Origin of the sequence: Thermoflavifilum thermophilum (genome assembly GCF_900116565.1) — a bacterium.
Taxonomy (GTDB): domain Bacteria; phylum Bacteroidota; class Bacteroidia; order Chitinophagales; family Chitinophagaceae; genus Thermoflavifilum; species Thermoflavifilum thermophilum.
Window position 1 is genome coordinate 119828 of sequence record NZ_FPCJ01000001.1, and the last position, 17450, is coordinate 137277.

A 17450-nucleotide genomic window follows, 5' to 3' on the forward strand; every position below is an offset into this window, starting at 1 on the left:
CTAATTAGTATTAAAAACATACCAGTTTTTCTATCAATTGTTCATATTCTGGAATAATCCGATGAACAGAAAAGCGTTCAATAACTTCAGAAGATATCTTTTTAGCTGGATTAAATGTCTGCAGGGCTTCCGCGATGGATTCAGCTGAAATATCTCTCGTTATCACACAGCCATCAATGCCACGAAGAATTTCCACAACCCCTCCGGGTGAAGGAGTTGAAATCACAGGCAAACCCAATGCGAGTGATTCCAGTACAACATTTGGCAATCCTTCAAAACGAGAAGACAAAACAAAAGCATCGGCTTTTGACATCCAGGCATAGGGATTTTTTTGGAATCCCAGGAAATAGATTTGTTTTTCTAAACCCAATTGCTTGGAAAGCTCCCTTAAATCGGTGAGCAAAGAGCCATTGCCAATAATAAAGATCAATATATCCTTTCTCCCGGAAAGATATAAAGCACGAATGAGTAAATCAAATCCTTTTTGAAACTCAAGCCTTCCTACAGAAACTAATCGAATATAACTTGGATCAAAAAAATGTGGTATTGAATTGAAATCATACGGTACCTGTTGCCTCGATAAACACATGATTCTATCGTAATCGATTGGATTATAGATAACAGTTAATTTTTGAGGAGGAATATGAAACTTATGAATAAATTCTGATTTCATTTCTTCTGACTGACAAATGACATGATTAAATCCACTGTAAGATAATTTGTATAAAAAAAACTCGAATTTATTATTTATAATCTTGGTTAACATTACCGTGTTTCTGGCAATAAACTTTATTTTTGAAGGAAGAATCGGGCGGATAATACCAATAGCTAAATTCAAATGACTTAACATAGACAGGACAATATCCGGTTTTTCTTGCCAGAATAATTGAATTAATTTAAATAAGGCAAATCGAACCCTTTTTGCACCTAAACTAATAATGTTTACGTGATTTGGAATCTCGTCAATGAATATGGAATCCTGAGCATCGATTAATATTAGATCAATATCGAACTTCTCTTTATTTAAATATTTTGCCAGATAGCTCATAACCCTTTCCGCACCACCTGCCTTAAGGCTTGGAATCAATAAAAACAATCTGATTTTATTATGATACGAATCAGGTTTTTTCATGGCAAATGAAATACAAATGCTACATGAGCATTATCCCAAAGGAATGGGATCAGTGCTGTTCTGAGTGACCAGATGTGAATAAGAGGCTAACCAGGCCTGAAACATCAGAATATCCCACAGATGATATTGCCAGTTTCGCCTACCCGAAATATGTTCTTCCCATTTCTGCCGAACCTTTTCTACATGGAAAAATCCCTCGTCTTTTAAACGTTTTGTAGCAAGTAAATCCTCAGCCCATTCCCGTAATGGGCCGCGCAGCCAATCCTGCAAGGGTACACCAAAACCCATCTTCGGCCGATTTACCAATTCAGGGGGTACATATTGATACAAGATCTGTCGCAAGATCCATTTGGATTCTTTTTGTTTACATTTTAAATAAAAAGGTAATTTCCAGACATATTCAACTATTCTATGATCCAACATAGGAACCCTTGTCTCCAAGCTTACATGCATAGCTGCCCGATCCACCTTTACCAAAATATCATCCGGCAAATAAGTAAATGCATCCACATACATCATCCAGGAAATAAAATCATATAAATCTGCAGGTTTATGATATGCATATCTTGCCGAGGGTTCAGCCCCATCAATCACCACCTCTTGCGGATCTTTCCAATGAGATATGAATTGTTTATATACTCCCTGTACTGAATTCGCACTCAGTATCCTGGATAATTTGAAGATTTTATCGCCGGCATTATTTACCTGATAACGGGAAGGTAGCCACTTTTTAAATATTTGATATGATTTTTCCCATTTCTCTGGAGGCCACAATTGAATAGCTTCAACAATACTTTTTCGTACAGGATAGGGTATTTTTCGAATCCAGTTCCATACATCGTTTGCATAAACATAGCGATTATAACCACCAAATAGCTCATCACCTCCATCTCCGGATAAACTAACAGTAACATGTTTTCGCGTGAGTGCAGATATCAAACAGGTAGGTATCTGGGAAGAATCAGCAAAAGGCTCATCGTAAATTTTAGGGAGGCGGGGAATGATGTCAAAAGCATCTTTGGGAGTTACATACAATTCCGTATGATCAGTCCTTAAGTGCCCGGCCACAGCTGCAGCGTAGTGTGCTTCATTAAACTCCTTTTCATAAAAGCCAATAGAAAATGTTTTAACTGGCCTGCTGCTTTGTGCCTGCATGAGTGCAACTACCGTAGAAGAATCAATACCTCCAGATAAAAATGCCCCTAATGGAACATCGGCAATCATTTGCTTTCCCACAGCATCTTTCATCAAACCATGAAGCTGATCAATAGCTTCCGGTGCTGAAATATGCAAATGATTATTGATTCCTTCTTGAACCACATCATGTATAGACCAATAAGGTTTAGGCTGCAATTCCGCATCGGGTATTTGAGCTGAGTATTTTTTGATCGCTTCCAAAGAGACGGTGAGGATTGAACCGGGTATTAACTTAAAAATATGCTGAAATATGGAATAAGGTGCAGGTATATAATTGTGACGGAGGTATAAGCATAAGGCATCCCGGTTAATTTCACCTGTCCATTTCGGATGGGCATAAAAAGCTTTTAATTCAGAACCAAACAGAAAAAGTTGATTTGACCAGCCATAGTAAAGAGGTTTTTCACCCATCCGATCACGAATCAAATGCAATCGACGATGATGTACATCCCATAAGGCAATGGCAAACATGCCTATGCATTGCTGGATAGCTTTTTCAGGCCCCCAGTGTTCAAAAGCAGCCAGGAGTACTTCCGTGTCCGAATGTCCTTTCCAGGCAGGTGCATCACCGGAAGCTTCTAGTTGCTGTTTGATATCAAGATAATTATAAATCTCGCCATTAAACACCATCACATAGCGGCCATGTGCTGAAACCATGGGTTGATGGCCTGAAGGAGAAAGATCAATGATAGATAATCGCCTATGACCCAGTGCGATTGGAATCGTTTCATCTACCCAAATTCCCTCATCATCCGGCCCACGATGCTGGATAGAGCCGGTCATCTGCCGAATTGCATGCATCAGGTCATCACGCGAACTAACGCCTGTATCGATAAATCCCGTAATGCCGCACATATGTTACATGTTTCATTGGTACGAATGAGTTGATCGTTTGGTATTTTGGAGATGAGATAACGATTGTTTATCCATATTCATGATTTCCAGAATGCGCTTATTTGCGCGGTGTACATCAAATTTTTCTTCTGCTATCCTGCGACTTTCTTTTCCCATGCATTCAATTAATGCCGGATCACGGATAAATCTTTCCATGGCTTCTGCAAGAGCCAAATGGTTGCATGGAGGAATTAAAAAGCCATTAACACCATCCACTACCGTTTCTTTACAACCCGGCACATTCGTAGTAATTACCGGCCGCGCCATGGCCATGGCTTCCTGCGTACTTCTGGGTACCCCTTCTCTATATGACGGTAAAACAAATACACTCGCAGCTTTTAACCAGGGCTTCACATCTACATACCCTGGCCATTCAATAATTCCTTCATTTACCCATTGCATAACTTCACGTTCATCAATTCTTCCGGGATTTACATCTATTGCACCCACAAGAATAAAACGTGTTTCGGGATAAGATTTTTTCAGAATTTTTGCTGCTTCTACAAATTCATAAATACCTTTTTCTTTGATGATTCTGGCAACAAGCAAAAAAGTAACCGGATGCAAAACGGGAGGAACAGGCAACCATTCGGAAAGATCTACTCCGGTAGCACCCACACAATGTGCCCGCTCTGGGATTACCATTCCTTTATGGATAAAAAGCTGCATATCATCCAAATTCTGAAACATCACGGCATCTGCCTTCTTAATAGAAAAATGAGAAAGAAACCAGATTGCAAGCTGAGCAATACGACGGTTAAGGTTAAACCGTTTAGTTTCAACAAAAGAAAAACCAAGTCCGGTAATTAAGCAATAGCACCTGGAAATATGAAGCCACCTCGAAATAAGACTCCCATAAATAGCAGGCTTTATAATAAGTCCCAATATCACATCAGGACGATAATTTTTCAATTTTTGATATAAGCTGAATAAAGAAAAAAGCTCAATCATGGGATTCATACCCGAACGAGAAAATTTATATTCTGCAAAATCAATTCCCAAAGCAAGAAGTTGTTGCTTTTCTTCAGATGTAATGTTAGGAGTAAGTACCAGTACTTGAAATCCTCGGTTTATCAGTTCCTGAAGCAGATGCTTTCTAAGATTAAGTATACTAAAGGTCACATGACAAACTATAGCAATCCTGGCAACAGAATGATTATTAAAATTATTCATAAGGATAAAAATTTTATTATAAGCATAAAACTACGACATCCAGATACGGCGATAAGATGTTATCATTTTATCAATCGTGTAATTATCCATAATTCTTTTCCTGGCTGATTCCCGGCGTAAAGACCATTTTTGAGGGTCCTTCCATTCTTCAATTGCTACCATGATAGCTTCTGCTAAAGCAGATGGATTTTTTGGGGGAACGACCCAACCCGTATCCCCAACAATAAATTTAGCATCTCCCACATCGGTAGCCACACAAGGGGTGCCCGAAAGCATAGCCTCTGCCAGAACGTTTGGAAATGCTTCAGCTGATGAAGACAATACATGAATATCCATGACCTGCATCCATAAAGAAATATCAGACTGTGGGCCTAATAAAATCACATCACCACGAAGATGAAACTGATCAATTAAATTTACGATGAAATGATTTTCATTTGATAAACCATTGCCAATTAACAAAGTTTTAAATTGAATATTTTCCTTCTTCAATAAAAAAAGAGCCTGAATAAGATTTTCATGGTCTTTACTTGGATCAAGGCGGGCAACCATGCCTAATATGGGGAAGAATGATCCACGGGAATAAATAGCTTTATATTGTTTCACTTGCACATTTGATACCTGGAAACGGGTAATATCATATCCGTTGGGAATAAATACGAATTTCCTGCGTTCATAACCAATAGAAACATGTGGATCGATGGCAGCCAGAGAACAAGTGATAATCCTATAAGGGATAAAAGAAGAAAATAAAGCACCAATTTTTATGGTAAGTTTTGTAAAAAAATGAAATACACAAAAGTTTTTACCACTATTACGTATAGACCAGAATACGGATTTATATCCAAGCAATCTTGCAACAGCTCCACCTATTACATTGGCGTGGTACATCCAGCATTGAATAACGTCTGGCTTTAACTTATGGATAATATAAGTAAGACGTATAAAATCGAAAAAAAAAGTAAAGATTGAATTCAGTTGCAAAGTATAAACTTGCACGCCTATCTGCTTGAGCATTTCATTGTACTTACCCGATCCGGTAAGGCTAATTACATAATGTTGGTCAAGAGAATCCGATTTGCAAAGACGATATAAAACATTTTCAGAACCACCATCATCAAGCCCGGTTATAATGTGAAGAATTCTCATTAAAATCTGAATTTATTTTAAAATAACAGAAGAATATATACGATGAAGAAAATTCCTGAATATAAATCGAATATCATAATTTAACACGAAAATATCATTCAATAAGATAAGAGAAATAACATCTATAATAGATAAAAATAAAATACGAATAAATTTACCATCAAATAAATGGAAAGAAATTAAATATGAAAGAAAAGCAACTAAAATATTAACGCATGTAATCTTGATAAAATAAATTAGAACCTCATTATAACCAATATATTTTAAATATTTCTTGGTAATATAAAAATATGAAAATATCATAATCAGATATGAAAGAATATAAGAAAAAGGATAACCATATTCTTTATAAAATTTAATGAGAAAGTAAGCTAGGATAATATTTGAAACTGAAAATACAGCAAGAATGATTGTAGAAAAGGAAAGACGTTGTATAGCCATAAATAAACGTGACATAACTGTATTAATACTAAAAAAAGGTAAGCAAAGAATAAGGTATTTAAAAAACATAGAAGATTGCTTTACAGATAAAAAATTAAATTCACCCCGTCGAAGTAAAATAGAAATTATATCATCAGATAAAATAAATCCCAAAATTGAAACTGGAATGACAAAAAATAACAATACCTTTAATCCTGTAACAAAAGTTTCATTTAAAGAATTCTTATCATCTCTTGCAAACTCATTATTAAACTTAATACCCAAAACTGATGAGAATTGTCCGGAAATAACATGATTAGGTACATCACTAAGCTTTCTTCCATAACTCATAGCACTTACCACACCAGTACCTAAAAAACTGAGTAGATACAATCCTACATAATTATAAGCAAAACCCAAAATATTACCTATATGCGCATAAAATAAATTCTTTTTTACTAAAGGGGATAATTTATATTTACTAAAATCAAATCTCCAGTGTATTACATATATAAGCTGAGCAAGCAAAAGTACAATATTCACTATATATCCGATAATCAGCCCCATCAAAGCTGATATGATGCCAAGATGACGATGCAGAATTATTAAAAATAGGATAGATATGATACTATTTATCATATTTACTATCATTGGCGTGGTAAAGTACATGTAAGAGGAGAGTACCTCCGACAGTAAATTTGATAAAATAATTAACAATAGAAGTATGGGCGATCCATATAGAAGATACTTATTAGCCAAAAGTAATTCAGATTTGAAACCTGAAAAATGAGAAAAAACAAATACTGGATTAAAAAGCATTATTATTGTCAGGATTGATCCAATGATTAAATAAATCTTTATGAAATGATTTACAAACCTCATGGATTGAAAATGGCCTTCTTGTTCCCGTAAGCGGATTAATTCCGGAACAATAACAGTAGATTCCATTACGGATATCAGGTAACTAATTAATTGTATGGTGGTTAAGACAAAATAATAAACATCAGAATCACCATTAGTACCAAAATAATACGCTATTAACGCTATATTGAGAAATGCAATTATTTTAGCAATCGAGCTAAAAAGAATGGAATAAGCAACACCTTTTTTGTATCCCTCAGCTTTGAAAAACAATTTCATATCCGGAAGATTCAATAAAGCAGGACTTATTCATTCTATTCTTTCTATAAGATCTTCATTCTTTGCCTTATTAAGAAAAAAAGAATTAAATCTTATATATCTTTTGTGATGTCTTGATATGTTTTTCTGATCATTAAAATAAATATCGCTATAACGCCACCTATAAAACCACCAAGCACCAATCCTTTTAATTTCCCCACTTTCCTCTCCTTCAATGGCAATATAGGTCTATCAATAATTTGAATCAATGGAGTTTCCTGTAACAGCGTCATCCTGGCGATTTCCAGGTTTTTTACCAGCTCGGCATATTCCGCACCCAATATCTGTGCTTGAGTTTGTTTGGTAATAGTAGGTACACTCACAATAGCCCGGGCAGGATTGAGGTTCTGATCGGTACTCACTGCGGTGCCATACAGCGCTGCATGATAAGCCTGACGGACTGAGTCCAACCGCGCCTGAATCACATTTAGATTCGATGCTGCCCGTTTGGTTTTGGTTTGAATATAAAACAACGACACATGTTTGACCAGATCATCGGCAAATGTTTTAGCAAATAATTCATCGGGAGCCGTGCAGGTAACTGAAATGATGCTTCCTTCTTTGGTAGATTTTTCAATATCTAAATAATTTTTGACAATAGATTCACAAAATTTACCCATCAGGCTATCCTGGATATAGGTCAATGAATCAGCGGAAATACCTGCTGGAAAAGAAAGATCAACCGGAATATGATGATTCTTTTTCCATGATCGCCGAAGATGGTTCATGTCGATATAGTAATCGGCCAAACTCATCATACGTCCTCGTGCATCATATATGGTATCGAGCAAAGTGCGGGTAATCATTAACCGCGATTGCATCAACTGCATGATATTATCTTCAGAAAACACCCCTCCCGAGCTGCCTAAATTAAACCCAAACTGGCTTGCCAGACCCGCATAAGAAGAAAGCAAATCATTGCTGCTATTTTCTTCCAATGCAAAGGTAAGGGTGGCGATATATTTGGGTCTGCTAACCAGTGAATAAACCAGTCCCAGTGCAGCCCCCACAATACCACAGATCAGCAGAATCAGCCATTTACTACGCAAGTATTGTATCCATTCTCTGAATTTAAGAATGAGGTCTTTAATCGAAATCTCATCCTCCACAGGAATGGGGCGATGTGTTTCAGTCATATGAAATGCGTTATGGATGGAAAAATTGTTTCACTCTTCCCTATCCCCTCTCTACCAAGTAGAGAGGGGAATGAATTGGGTGAGTTTTTCACTCTCCCCCTACCCCCTCTCTACTTGGTAGAGAGGGGGACCAAAGGGGTGAGTTTCTTCAACCCTTCTCTCCTCCCTCTGCATAAATAAAATATATACAGAAAGAGGACTAAATGGATGCGTTTATATTCTACTCTCCCCCATCCCCTCTCTACCAAGTAGAGGGGGGAATAAGAGGGGTGAGTCACAAACTCAATATTTTTCTTTTACTTCTTCAATATTCTTTAGCTCATCATTTTTAATTCTCAGCACACGCAAGTTTAATTGTTTTAAAATTAAATCCCTGTTTTCATCATACGCTTTTTGAAAATCGTGTACTTTCCCATCGAGCTCAATAACCAATCGCTTTTCGGCACAATAAAAATCAGCAATGAAGAATCGTAATCCTTTGCGAAGATCATTTTCATAAACAATAGGATGCTGACGTAAAAACTTTAGATTATTTAATTTTCGATTTCTTAATTCTTCCCACAAAAGCTTCTCTTTGGGCGTTTGCTTCTTCCTGAGTTCACGCGCTAACAGTATTATTTTGCGTCTGTTCATATGGATCACTTACTGCCCTGCCCCTTCTCTGCATGGTAGAGAGGGAACGAAAAACATAACTCACAACAGCCTCACAATAGCCAGAATAGCTGCTGTAAGGGAAACCACGCTGGACGTAAATCCAAATACTTCTCCGACAGTAACTTTTTGCCGTTCTGGTTTGCGCGGCACAAAAATTTGTGCTCCAGGCTCTACCTTGGGATAATCACGAATAAAAAGAAAATGACCGGTGCCTTTCACAAATCCATTCGCATACAACACATACACTCTGTTTTTCTTTGCATTCAATGAAAAACCACCTGCACGTGAAATGTAATATTTTACTCCCCTGCCTTTTTCAAAAGGCGTAGAAGAAGGATACAGTACTTCTCCATTAATCTGCACGGTTTGCAATTCAGAAGGAATCGTAATCACATCGCCTTCTTTCAGGATCAGATCATACTTTGAACCAGGATGTTGTAAAATCTCTTTCAATTCAATACCCACCAATTCATTGCGGGGGCGTTGGAGCATTTCCATTTGTTCTAACCTGCTCGTGCTATCAGTTGTAATGCCTCCCTGCAGCCTGGCGAGGATATTCATGCGTTCCTGTGGAGTAAGACTGGTATCAGCGAGATTTTTGTAGGGCCGCCTGAGCGAAGCTCCTTCCGGATAAGCAAAAGCCGTGAGTCCACCTGCACGTTTGATCAAATCTGAAATTCTTTCATTGCGGGAGGTAAGGGTATATATTCCCGGATATAGGACTTCTCCTTCAATACGTACTTGTTTTTGCACTTCATAGCCTGGTTCCAGCCTCACCACCACCACATCAAAGGGCTGCAAGATAAATTGGCGTGCTTTCAGGGAAAAATCACGGTTAACGCTTACTTCAAATACCTGGGCTAATCGGGCAGAATCAGAAAGAGGATTGCTGTTCTTCACCCGGCGCGCTACTTCAATTTTTCGGGGAGTAGCCCCTTCCTGAAATCCACCTGCCTGCATGATTAAGTCTTCCAGTGTCATACTATCTGCATACCGATAAGTACCCGGATTGCGAACAGCTCCTTCAATTGAAACCGTATATTGATCGCGCAAATCAAAGATGGAATAAATCTGCACGACATCCTCGCGCTGAAGGGTTATATCGGGATCTGTCCCATTCATAATATTAGCCACATTGAATTGTACGATTGAAGTGGTAAGATCCGGATTTAACCGCACAATATAGCCTCTCGGCAAAAATGCATCTTCCCGTAAGCCATCGGCTTTTTCAATCAATTGTTTCAGCGTCAAACCCTGCGTCAACGCAAATGTACCCGGCCTATATACAGCACCTTGAATGATAACCCGATTTAAATAACGATCTAAAATGCTGGAAACATAATATTGATCTCCATTTTGTGGTTGAAAAACGACATACTGATTGGCAGGAATGTCGGTTACTTTTTTCTGTGTGGGCGTAAGCTGAACAGCCTTGATACTTGCAGTGTAAGCGCTATCTGTAAATCCACCTGCATAATGTAACAAATCAGATAACGTTTCTTGAGGTTTTAACTCATAAATACCCGGCCTTTTAATCTGACCGGTAATCAGCACATGAGTTTGATATACCGGTACACGAATCACATCCTGATCCTGGAGACGAATATTTTTGCTTTGGTCGCCTTTCATCAAGAAATCATACACGTCAACCGTATCAATGACCTTGTTGTTGCGAATCACTTCAATATCCCGAAAAGAGCCGTTGGGCGTAGGGCCACCGCTGGCATAGAGCGCGTTGAATACCGTGGCCAGCGAAGGCAGTGTGTAAGTGCCTGGTTGAGTGATTTCACCCAAGAGCGTAACCTTAATGCTGCGAATCCGACCAATGCTTACCTGCACGGATGTTTTGCCTGTTGCAATGGTGGAATAGACAGTAGATAATTTCGATTTGATGCGTTGAGCCGCTTCATCAATGGTCAGCCCATTCACATACACAATCCCAATGTAAGGAATGTTAATAGAACCTTCCTTGCTAACAATTAACCGGTAACTCGCTTCCGAATAGCCATAAATATCAATTACGATTTCATCACCGGGACCGACCTGATAATTCTTGGGTGTAGGAATATTCAAATCGGGTTCGAAGGTGAGATTGGGATTGCGAAACAATTCTTCTCCAAATATATGTGGACGAAGTGCATCCAAAGCATGCATAAGTCTGGCTACCGATGTGGTATCGCCGCTTACATAACCAAACCGATGCAAACCCGTATCTTGAAGGCCTGCTTGACGAAGCGATTGTAGCTGCAGGCTATCCTGAGCTCGGATACGTGCAATGCGAGCCTGCAATTTCTGGAGTTCAGTAGTACTCATGCCTCGAGCTAGTGCCATCTGAGCAATTTGAGCATCGCTCAATCCACTCTGCTGGGCCTGCAGCATAAATTGTCGGACCTGCTCATCGCTGAGTTGATCAACCTGCACGTTGCCCAAATTCATAGGAACTGCACCCGAAGGCAGATTTTGTGCAAAACTATGCATGAATAATCCAAGGCACAGACAAATTGCTGCTATATGCCGGAGAAAACGTAACATGAATTTATGTTTAAATGAAATCAGAATAAACATGTATAGATTTTCAACTCATACCAATCATTTGGCAAAGAAAAACAGGATACAAAGAAATCTGATACATAGCAGATTTTCCGCTTTGCTCCAAATAATGAACCAAACTGCAATTTCTTTCATTTATTCTTTCTCCCACAACAACAGAAATTTCTCCCGATCCGGAACAGATCGATGATTTTGCTTCCATTCTTCTTCATCGTAGTTCAAAAATCGGATTTTGCGATGAATCATTTTCTCTGCCCTGTCAATTAACTTCATCAAATAACTTTTATCTATTTTCCCCACAAATATCAAATCAATAATTCCCGAATCCTTGCCCACTGCATAATCGCCGGCAAGATATACTTTTTCCAATCTTCCAATTCTTTCAATAACCTCTTTTAAGACCTGATCGAGTCCTACGTATTTCATCAGAATATTCCGAATATCCGGATAAAGCGGATGAGCTGTATTAGCACGATATATTTTTTTGTTGCCACGTGTTTCCGATACCAGCATACCCGCTTCCTCAAATCGATTCAGCTCTACACGAATAGCATTGGTACTTTGATGAAATTCTTCGGCCATTCCCCGCAAATAACCCTCTGAAGCGGGGTTCAGAAATAAGCGTAACAACAATTTGAGCCGCGTCTGTGATGAAATAAATGAGTCTAACAAGGTCGACAACTCAAATACAATAAATACCAGAAATCAACGTTTAAAAAGATTCTTTATATGCATGGCTTCGCCACGTCAGTCACAGGGAAGAACTGACAACGAGTAATTAACTTACTCAAATTTGTTTCAAAATTATAGAACGACCCATTCTCTGCCAAAAAAATTTCTTTGTTGATGCAGACAAAAACCTATAAATGTTGGAAACCAGGAAACCCGGCGGGCTTTACTTGTGTAGGTGCAGAGAATGCAAGATCACGACGGATGCACGAATGTAAACAAATTTTATATCAAATTCTGCTATCCCTCGCCTTCTCCTACAAACCAGTCTTTTTTATCGCGGAACAAAACATTGAAAGTAGTCAGCGAGCCATAGCATCGGGTAATGTATTGCTGCAGATCAATTTTTTCTTCTTCACTTAATCCTTTATGGCTGTTGATTTTTTGTTCCAATACGCGCAATCTATCGCGCAGCATTACGATTTTGTGGAAAAACACTTCAATGGGAATTTCTTTGGGCTTTAATTGCTCATCTGAAGGTTGTAAAATTAATTTGCCTTTTATCCATTTATTGCCCAGTGGCACAAGCGTGATAATGTCCGTGTATTCTTCAATCGTTTGCCGAATGATGTTTTCCAGATATTCACGGGTGATATAGGATTCATCTTGATTGACGGCTTCGATGACTTCCAGTCCGTCATAATTTTTCGCAATCTCCACAGCACCTTTTCCTGGAAACATGATGTGATAATAAACCAGATCCTGCTTAAAGATTACACCTTCACCATAGGTAGGATGTTTTACGCGTGTACCAATACCAACGTTATTTGCCATTTGAGCGGAGGGTATTTTAATTGACCGGCAAATTAACGGAAAATTTATGGATATCTGTAACTCTCAGGCGGACCGAGATAGCTGGATTGTTCACCTCCCATATCCACTACTATTTTTTGCAATACCACACCAGGATCCACAACCCAGAATTTCAACTTATGCCAGCCGGCATGATGAATATAGTGAAAGGTTGTCTGCCTATTGATGTTATCGCTCACCTGTTGTGCCCATGCCTGATCTGAGTGATCGGCATTCATGTTTACGATTTGCGGAGTATCCTCATCAAATGCTACAGCATATCTCAGACCTTTTTTATGGAAGGGTAATGTAGGCGAAAGATATACGGTAACTTTCGCTTTTCCGGTATCGAAGAGCAGCATGTTGTATTCCAGATGAGCATGTGCTTCATCTGCGGATATAGGACTGGCCGTTACGGGCATGATGGTCATAGCTGAAGATGTACGACCCAGATTGGGAATCTCAATCCAGTGCGCTTCAGCGTCATTCACAATGCGCGTGACATGCGGGGCTTCGATGGAAACATAGCCATTGCTTTCAATAAATCCTTGTTGATGTTGCAGCCATGTTGTATCGGGTTTGAAGGTAATGATTTTTACATGCGCTGCTTGATGAGTGGAAGCCAAAATATGGATCCAGCTTGTATCCCAGCCTTCAGGTGCTTGTTGCCAGTTCACCCGAATCTCGATCCGTTGTTGATCAGTTATATACGCATCGGAAGTAGATAATAATACCCAAGGTGATGTAGCATGCAGGTGTACATGAAAGGGCTGAAATCCTTTGTTGTAGATATCTATGTACAAAGGAGTGTCTGTTTGAAATGGTGAACATGTGGGAAGCTGAAAAATGGTTTGTTGATCATGTGGATCATAAGATGGACCACCGGTTACATCCACTCCCATTTTTGCCCGGTCAGGCAACTGTACGGTGGCCGTGATGGGCCTATAATTTCTTCCCGGTTCCTGCCAGTAAATATATCCAATGTGCGACTGATCCATCATGTGATTCCATTTCCCATGCGCCATGATATGATTGTAGGTGTAAGACAGCAGGCTATCGCGTGCATACAATGCCTTTGCACTATCGGCCAGTTGATTCGTGGCAGCCCGGCCCTGCAAAGCATACAGGCGATTCTTGCCCACCGTTACATACAGGGCATTCAAGTTTGCTGAAGCCAGCACGGGATATAACACCAGCTGGTAATAAGCATCGCGATAGATGCTGTCGAGCCGCTGATACACCTTTTGTGCACTATCGGCCAACTGCTGATAAGCACGTACCACCCGATCGGCTTCCTGATAATGTTGCAGGCTATAAGTAAAAGGCGTGATTAACTCGGGTTTGCGACGGGAATTGAATTTGGTGTATTGCGCCAGGAAATAGGCTACCGGAGCGGAGAGGCTGTCATTAAACTGTTCGGCAGCCCATTGCCGATAGTAATCGGGTAAGCGTGAAGCTGGCCACTGCTCAGGATTCCAGGCATAATCCAGGAAAAAGCTGATGGGAAATTCCATAGGTTTCAAATCGCCCACATTCACAATCCAGATGCGGCGGGCATGATAGGCATAAGCCAGATGCATTTGTTCCCATACGCGTTCAATCTGGTTGGTGTTAATCCACTTATAATTTCTTGGGTCGCCCACATAATCAAAATGATAGTACACGCCATATCCACCCAGTCGATTGCTATCTTTTAATTCCGGGAGCCGGCGGATATTGCCCCAGTTGTCATCGGAAAACAACAGCGTCACATCGTCGGGTACGCGCATGCCCCGATCGTAATATTCCTGTACTTCTTTGTACAATGCCCAATCCTGCGGGGTTTCAGAAGCGGGTTTACCCGTAACTTCAGCAATAATCTGGCGTTGATCATGGACGATTTTTTCTAACAAAGCAATATTAGCTGTGTCGCTCATCGGCATATCGCCATTGCCCCGCATGCCGATGGTAACAATACTTTCATGATGATCCATGTGCTCAATACCCTGACGCCAGAACGCCCTTAACACGCTGTCGTTTGTTTGATAATTCCACGGTCCATGCCCCAGGCGAATCCATTCCTGCTGGGATCGCATCATGGGCTCATGGTGTGACGTGCCCATCACAATGCCATATTGATTAGCCATGACGGGATTTAAAGTATCATCCAGATTAAAAGCATTGGCCCACATAGCCGGCCACAGGTAATTCCCGCGCAGGCGCAGGATGAGCTCAAACACTTTTTCGTAGAATAGATGATTGAAATTGCCAAATTTTTCGTGCACCCAACCCGAGAGCGCGGGGGCTTCATCATTCAGGAAAATGCCTCGATACTTCACCCGGGGCGAGTCAACCAGAGGAGCCTGAAGTCGTACATACAGTATGGAATGATGCTTCACCGGCACGTCGGCCCACCAGTACCACGGCGACACGCCAATGCTGCGAGAAAGCGTAAGAGCGCCATAAGCCGTTCCTCTCCTGTCGCTGCCCGCAATCACCAGCACCTTCTCAACATGAGGAAAAGGATGGGATAGCATGCTTACCTGAAAGGCTTCCCAGTGGTGACGGATAGACTGATAGTTCAATAGCCTACGTTGAAGCAGCAACCGAAGTGCCGCAGAATGTTCCAATGAGCCCAATAAAATCAGATTCCCGCGGGCCTGACGGATATCATGAATCAATGCCGGCTTTTTACCCGTAACCTTTTCAATATCACCCTGCAACCAGGCTGCCGCTTTACGTACCAGAAAATCTTCTGTCGTGTCCACATAAATGCTGCATACGCTTCGGGTATCGGCAATCCGAAAAGCCTGACGATCGCGCGTAGTCACCAGCTGGTACTGTGCTCGGGCCTGGATGGCAACTAACAACACCATCCATATCCATCCGATGCAGGTTAAATGTTTTCTGTTGCCTGGCATTAACGATTGTTTGGATTGGATAAAAGCCATCGTTTATTTCCGTTTTTGTTTGGATGAAATGCTTGGGATTAACCGCTCCGCTGCACGAATGCCATTGGTTAAACAGCGCCACAAATGCTACCCTGCGTTTGACATAACGTACGCCCGATTCTCATGGCATCTCAATGAAAATATTTTTTGGCAAAAGCAATGAAATAGGGCCAGTTGGGTCCATCGGTATGGCCGCCGAAATGCTGACGAAAGGCCAGGTCGCCGCTGATCAGCACCGTACCCATGGGCGGCATTTTGGTAGTGCCCAGGTCTTTTTTGCCTAACAAACGATACACCGGACCAGCGGCCACTTCGGCCATAAACTGTCCGCGATCATCTACCCAGTTGCCCTCCACTTCAGGCGATCCCTCGCTGATGAACACCGGACGTGGTGCACAAAGGGCAATGAGTTCATGGGCATCCACCGGCAGGTCGTTGGCCGTGAGCGGGCCATCGTATTTCAGGAAATTGCCACAAAACCAATGGTATTCGGCGGCACTGGCCAGGTTGCCCATGCCCTCGCCAAAATCGCGCCGGTAAAGCGTGGCGCCTCCCTTACCGGAAGAGCCAATCAGGGCAATGGCAAAACGCTGATCATAGGCCATGGTCACCAGGGCGGCCTTGCCATAGCGCGAAACGCCTTCAATACCCACTTCGTGGGCATTAACCTCCGGCAGGGTTTCCAGATAATCCAGTGCCCGGCTGGCGCCCCAGGCCCAGGCGCGCAGCGCTCCCCAGTCGTAAGGCTTGCGGGGCTGGCCCCGGTTGCACAAGCCGATGATGCCCCGGGTGAGTCCCGCTCCGTTATCCTCCTGCACCGACGTAGGGTTCAGGATGGCATATCCCCAGCCCTGCTCAAGCACCAGCTTTTGCCAGGGAGTGGAACTGTCGCGCATGAAGGCGGGCAATCGAAATCCGGGCGGGAACACGAAGCCAAATTCCATCATCACCGGCACAGGTCGCGTGATATGAGCCGGCAGGGTGAGCGTGAGCTGGATGTGGACATGAATAGCCGTGTCGAGCGAGGAATCCACATACCCGATCACTTGCCTGGTGATGACGGGTATCTGCCATTGGGTGTCCTGCTTCTCCTCCACCACACGCCAGGTTACAGTTGGGGCATGCGGGGGCACGCGGCCATAAATGCAGGTATCGAAAGCGGCCACGATTTCTGGACGTCGCTTCTGCCACCATTGTGCGGGGGTGGTAACTCTTTCACCATCATGGCAAATCAATGGATCGGGCAGGTGGGTGTAGGGATTGGCCTTCGACTCGTCGGTATTGGGCGGATACTTAGAACCAGGGTTGGGATCATAACCCGGTCGCAACGAATCAATGCCCAGCTGAGCCAGCATGAGCTGACGGTCCTGCACGGAAGCCTGATAGAGGCGCTGCTGTTGTTCCCGAAATGCTTGGAGCCTGGCCGAATCCATCACCTGCTGCGCACGTGCGGACCCGGCTATGGCTGCCCAGGTCGCGGCCGAAAACATCAGTAGATGAAAATGCCTTCTCATG

At 41.7% G+C, this 17450-nt stretch carries 12 protein-coding genes; all 12 read right to left on the reverse strand.

The window, feature by feature from the left end; translation table 11 throughout:
• Positions 1-10 precede the first annotated feature (10 nt).
• Entirely contained in the window at positions 11-1132 is a 1122-nt protein-coding gene (locus tag BM367_RS00485) for a glycosyltransferase (RefSeq protein WP_092456199.1), read from the reverse strand.
• 30 nt (positions 1133-1162) lie between these two features.
• Positions 1163-3184, reverse strand: coding sequence for an asparagine synthase (glutamine-hydrolyzing) (gene asnB / locus BM367_RS00490; RefSeq protein ID WP_092456202.1), 2022 nt, complete (start codon positions 3182-3184; stop codon positions 1163-1165).
• A gap of 12 nt (positions 3185-3196) precedes the next feature.
• On the reverse strand, positions 3197-4396 hold the full coding sequence (locus tag BM367_RS00495) for a glycosyltransferase family 4 protein (RefSeq protein ID WP_092456205.1): 1200 nt from the start codon (positions 4394-4396) through the stop codon (positions 3197-3199).
• Positions 4397-4426: 30 nt separating this feature from the next.
• Positions 4427-5545: a glycosyltransferase family 4 protein gene (locus BM367_RS00500; protein ID WP_092456207.1), complete on the reverse strand. Its 1119-nt coding sequence runs from the start codon at positions 5543-5545 to the stop codon at positions 4427-4429.
• Positions 5546-5557: 12 nt separating this feature from the next.
• Positions 5558-7105 (reverse strand): lipid II flippase MurJ, encoded by a 1548-nt coding sequence (locus tag BM367_RS00505; RefSeq protein WP_092456210.1) that lies wholly within the window; start codon positions 7103-7105, stop codon positions 5558-5560.
• 92 nt (positions 7106-7197) lie between these two features.
• Positions 7198-8280 carry a Wzz/FepE/Etk N-terminal domain-containing protein gene (locus BM367_RS00510; protein WP_092456213.1) on the reverse strand — a complete coding sequence of 361 codons (1083 nt, stop codon included), beginning with the start codon at positions 8278-8280 and terminating at the stop codon, positions 7198-7200.
• Between the two features lie 282 nt (positions 8281-8562).
• Positions 8563-8913 (reverse strand): endonuclease domain-containing protein, encoded by a 351-nt coding sequence (locus BM367_RS00515; RefSeq protein WP_092456215.1) that lies wholly within the window; start codon positions 8911-8913, stop codon positions 8563-8565.
• A gap of 60 nt (positions 8914-8973) precedes the next feature.
• Positions 8974-11466 (reverse strand): SLBB domain-containing protein, encoded by a 2493-nt coding sequence (locus BM367_RS00520; protein ID WP_092460838.1) that lies wholly within the window; start codon positions 11464-11466, stop codon positions 8974-8976.
• Between the two features lie 153 nt (positions 11467-11619).
• Complete coding sequence (locus BM367_RS00525; RefSeq protein WP_222842538.1) at positions 11620-12114, reverse strand: hypothetical protein; 495 nt, start codon at positions 12112-12114, stop codon at positions 11620-11622.
• A gap of 339 nt (positions 12115-12453) precedes the next feature.
• Complete coding sequence (locus tag BM367_RS00530) at positions 12454-12987, reverse strand: hypothetical protein (protein WP_092456221.1); 534 nt, start codon at positions 12985-12987, stop codon at positions 12454-12456.
• Between the two features lie 44 nt (positions 12988-13031).
• Positions 13032-15935 (reverse strand): glycosyl hydrolase 115 family protein, encoded by a 2904-nt coding sequence (locus tag BM367_RS00535; protein WP_222842539.1) that lies wholly within the window; start codon positions 15933-15935, stop codon positions 13032-13034.
• Between the two features lie 131 nt (positions 15936-16066).
• The gene (locus tag BM367_RS00540) at positions 16067-17449 is read right to left on the reverse strand and encodes a glucuronyl esterase domain-containing protein (protein WP_222842540.1); all 1383 of its coding nucleotides are present in this window, start codon (positions 17447-17449) and stop codon (positions 16067-16069) included.
• Position 17450 lies beyond the last annotated feature (1 nt).

Bases quoted from the DNA above. Each gene is read 5' to 3' on its own strand.
- BM367_RS00485 (WP_092456199.1), bottom strand. From the start codon at position 1,132: ATGAAAAAACCTGATTCGTATCATAATAAAATCAGATTGTTTTTATTG.
- asnB (WP_092456202.1), bottom strand. From the start codon at position 3,184: ATGTGCGGCATTACGGGATTTATCGATACAGGCGTTAGTTCGCGTGAT.
- BM367_RS00495 (WP_092456205.1), bottom strand. From the start codon at position 4,396: ATGAATAATTTTAATAATCATTCTGTTGCCAGGATTGCTATAGTTTGT.
- BM367_RS00500 (WP_092456207.1), bottom strand. From the start codon at position 5,545: ATGAGAATTCTTCACATTATAACCGGGCTTGATGATGGTGGTTCTGAA.
- BM367_RS00505 (WP_092456210.1), bottom strand. From the start codon at position 7,105: ATGAAATTGTTTTTCAAAGCTGAGGGATACAAAAAAGGTGTTGCTTAT.
- BM367_RS00510 (WP_092456213.1), bottom strand. From the start codon at position 8,280: ATGACTGAAACACATCGCCCCATTCCTGTGGAGGATGAGATTTCGATT.
- BM367_RS00515 (WP_092456215.1), bottom strand. From the start codon at position 8,913: ATGAACAGACGCAAAATAATACTGTTAGCGCGTGAACTCAGGAAGAAG.
- BM367_RS00520 (WP_092460838.1), bottom strand. From the start codon at position 11,466: ATGTTACGTTTTCTCCGGCATATAGCAGCAATTTGTCTGTGCCTTGGA.
- BM367_RS00530 (WP_092456221.1), bottom strand. From the start codon at position 12,987: ATGGCAAATAACGTTGGTATTGGTACACGCGTAAAACATCCTACCTAT.
- BM367_RS00535 (WP_222842539.1), bottom strand. From the start codon at position 15,935: ATGGCTTTTATCCAATCCAAACAATCGTTAATGCCAGGCAACAGAAAA.
- BM367_RS00540 (WP_222842540.1), bottom strand. From the start codon at position 17,449: ATGAGAAGGCATTTTCATCTACTGATGTTTTCGGCCGCGACCTGGGCA.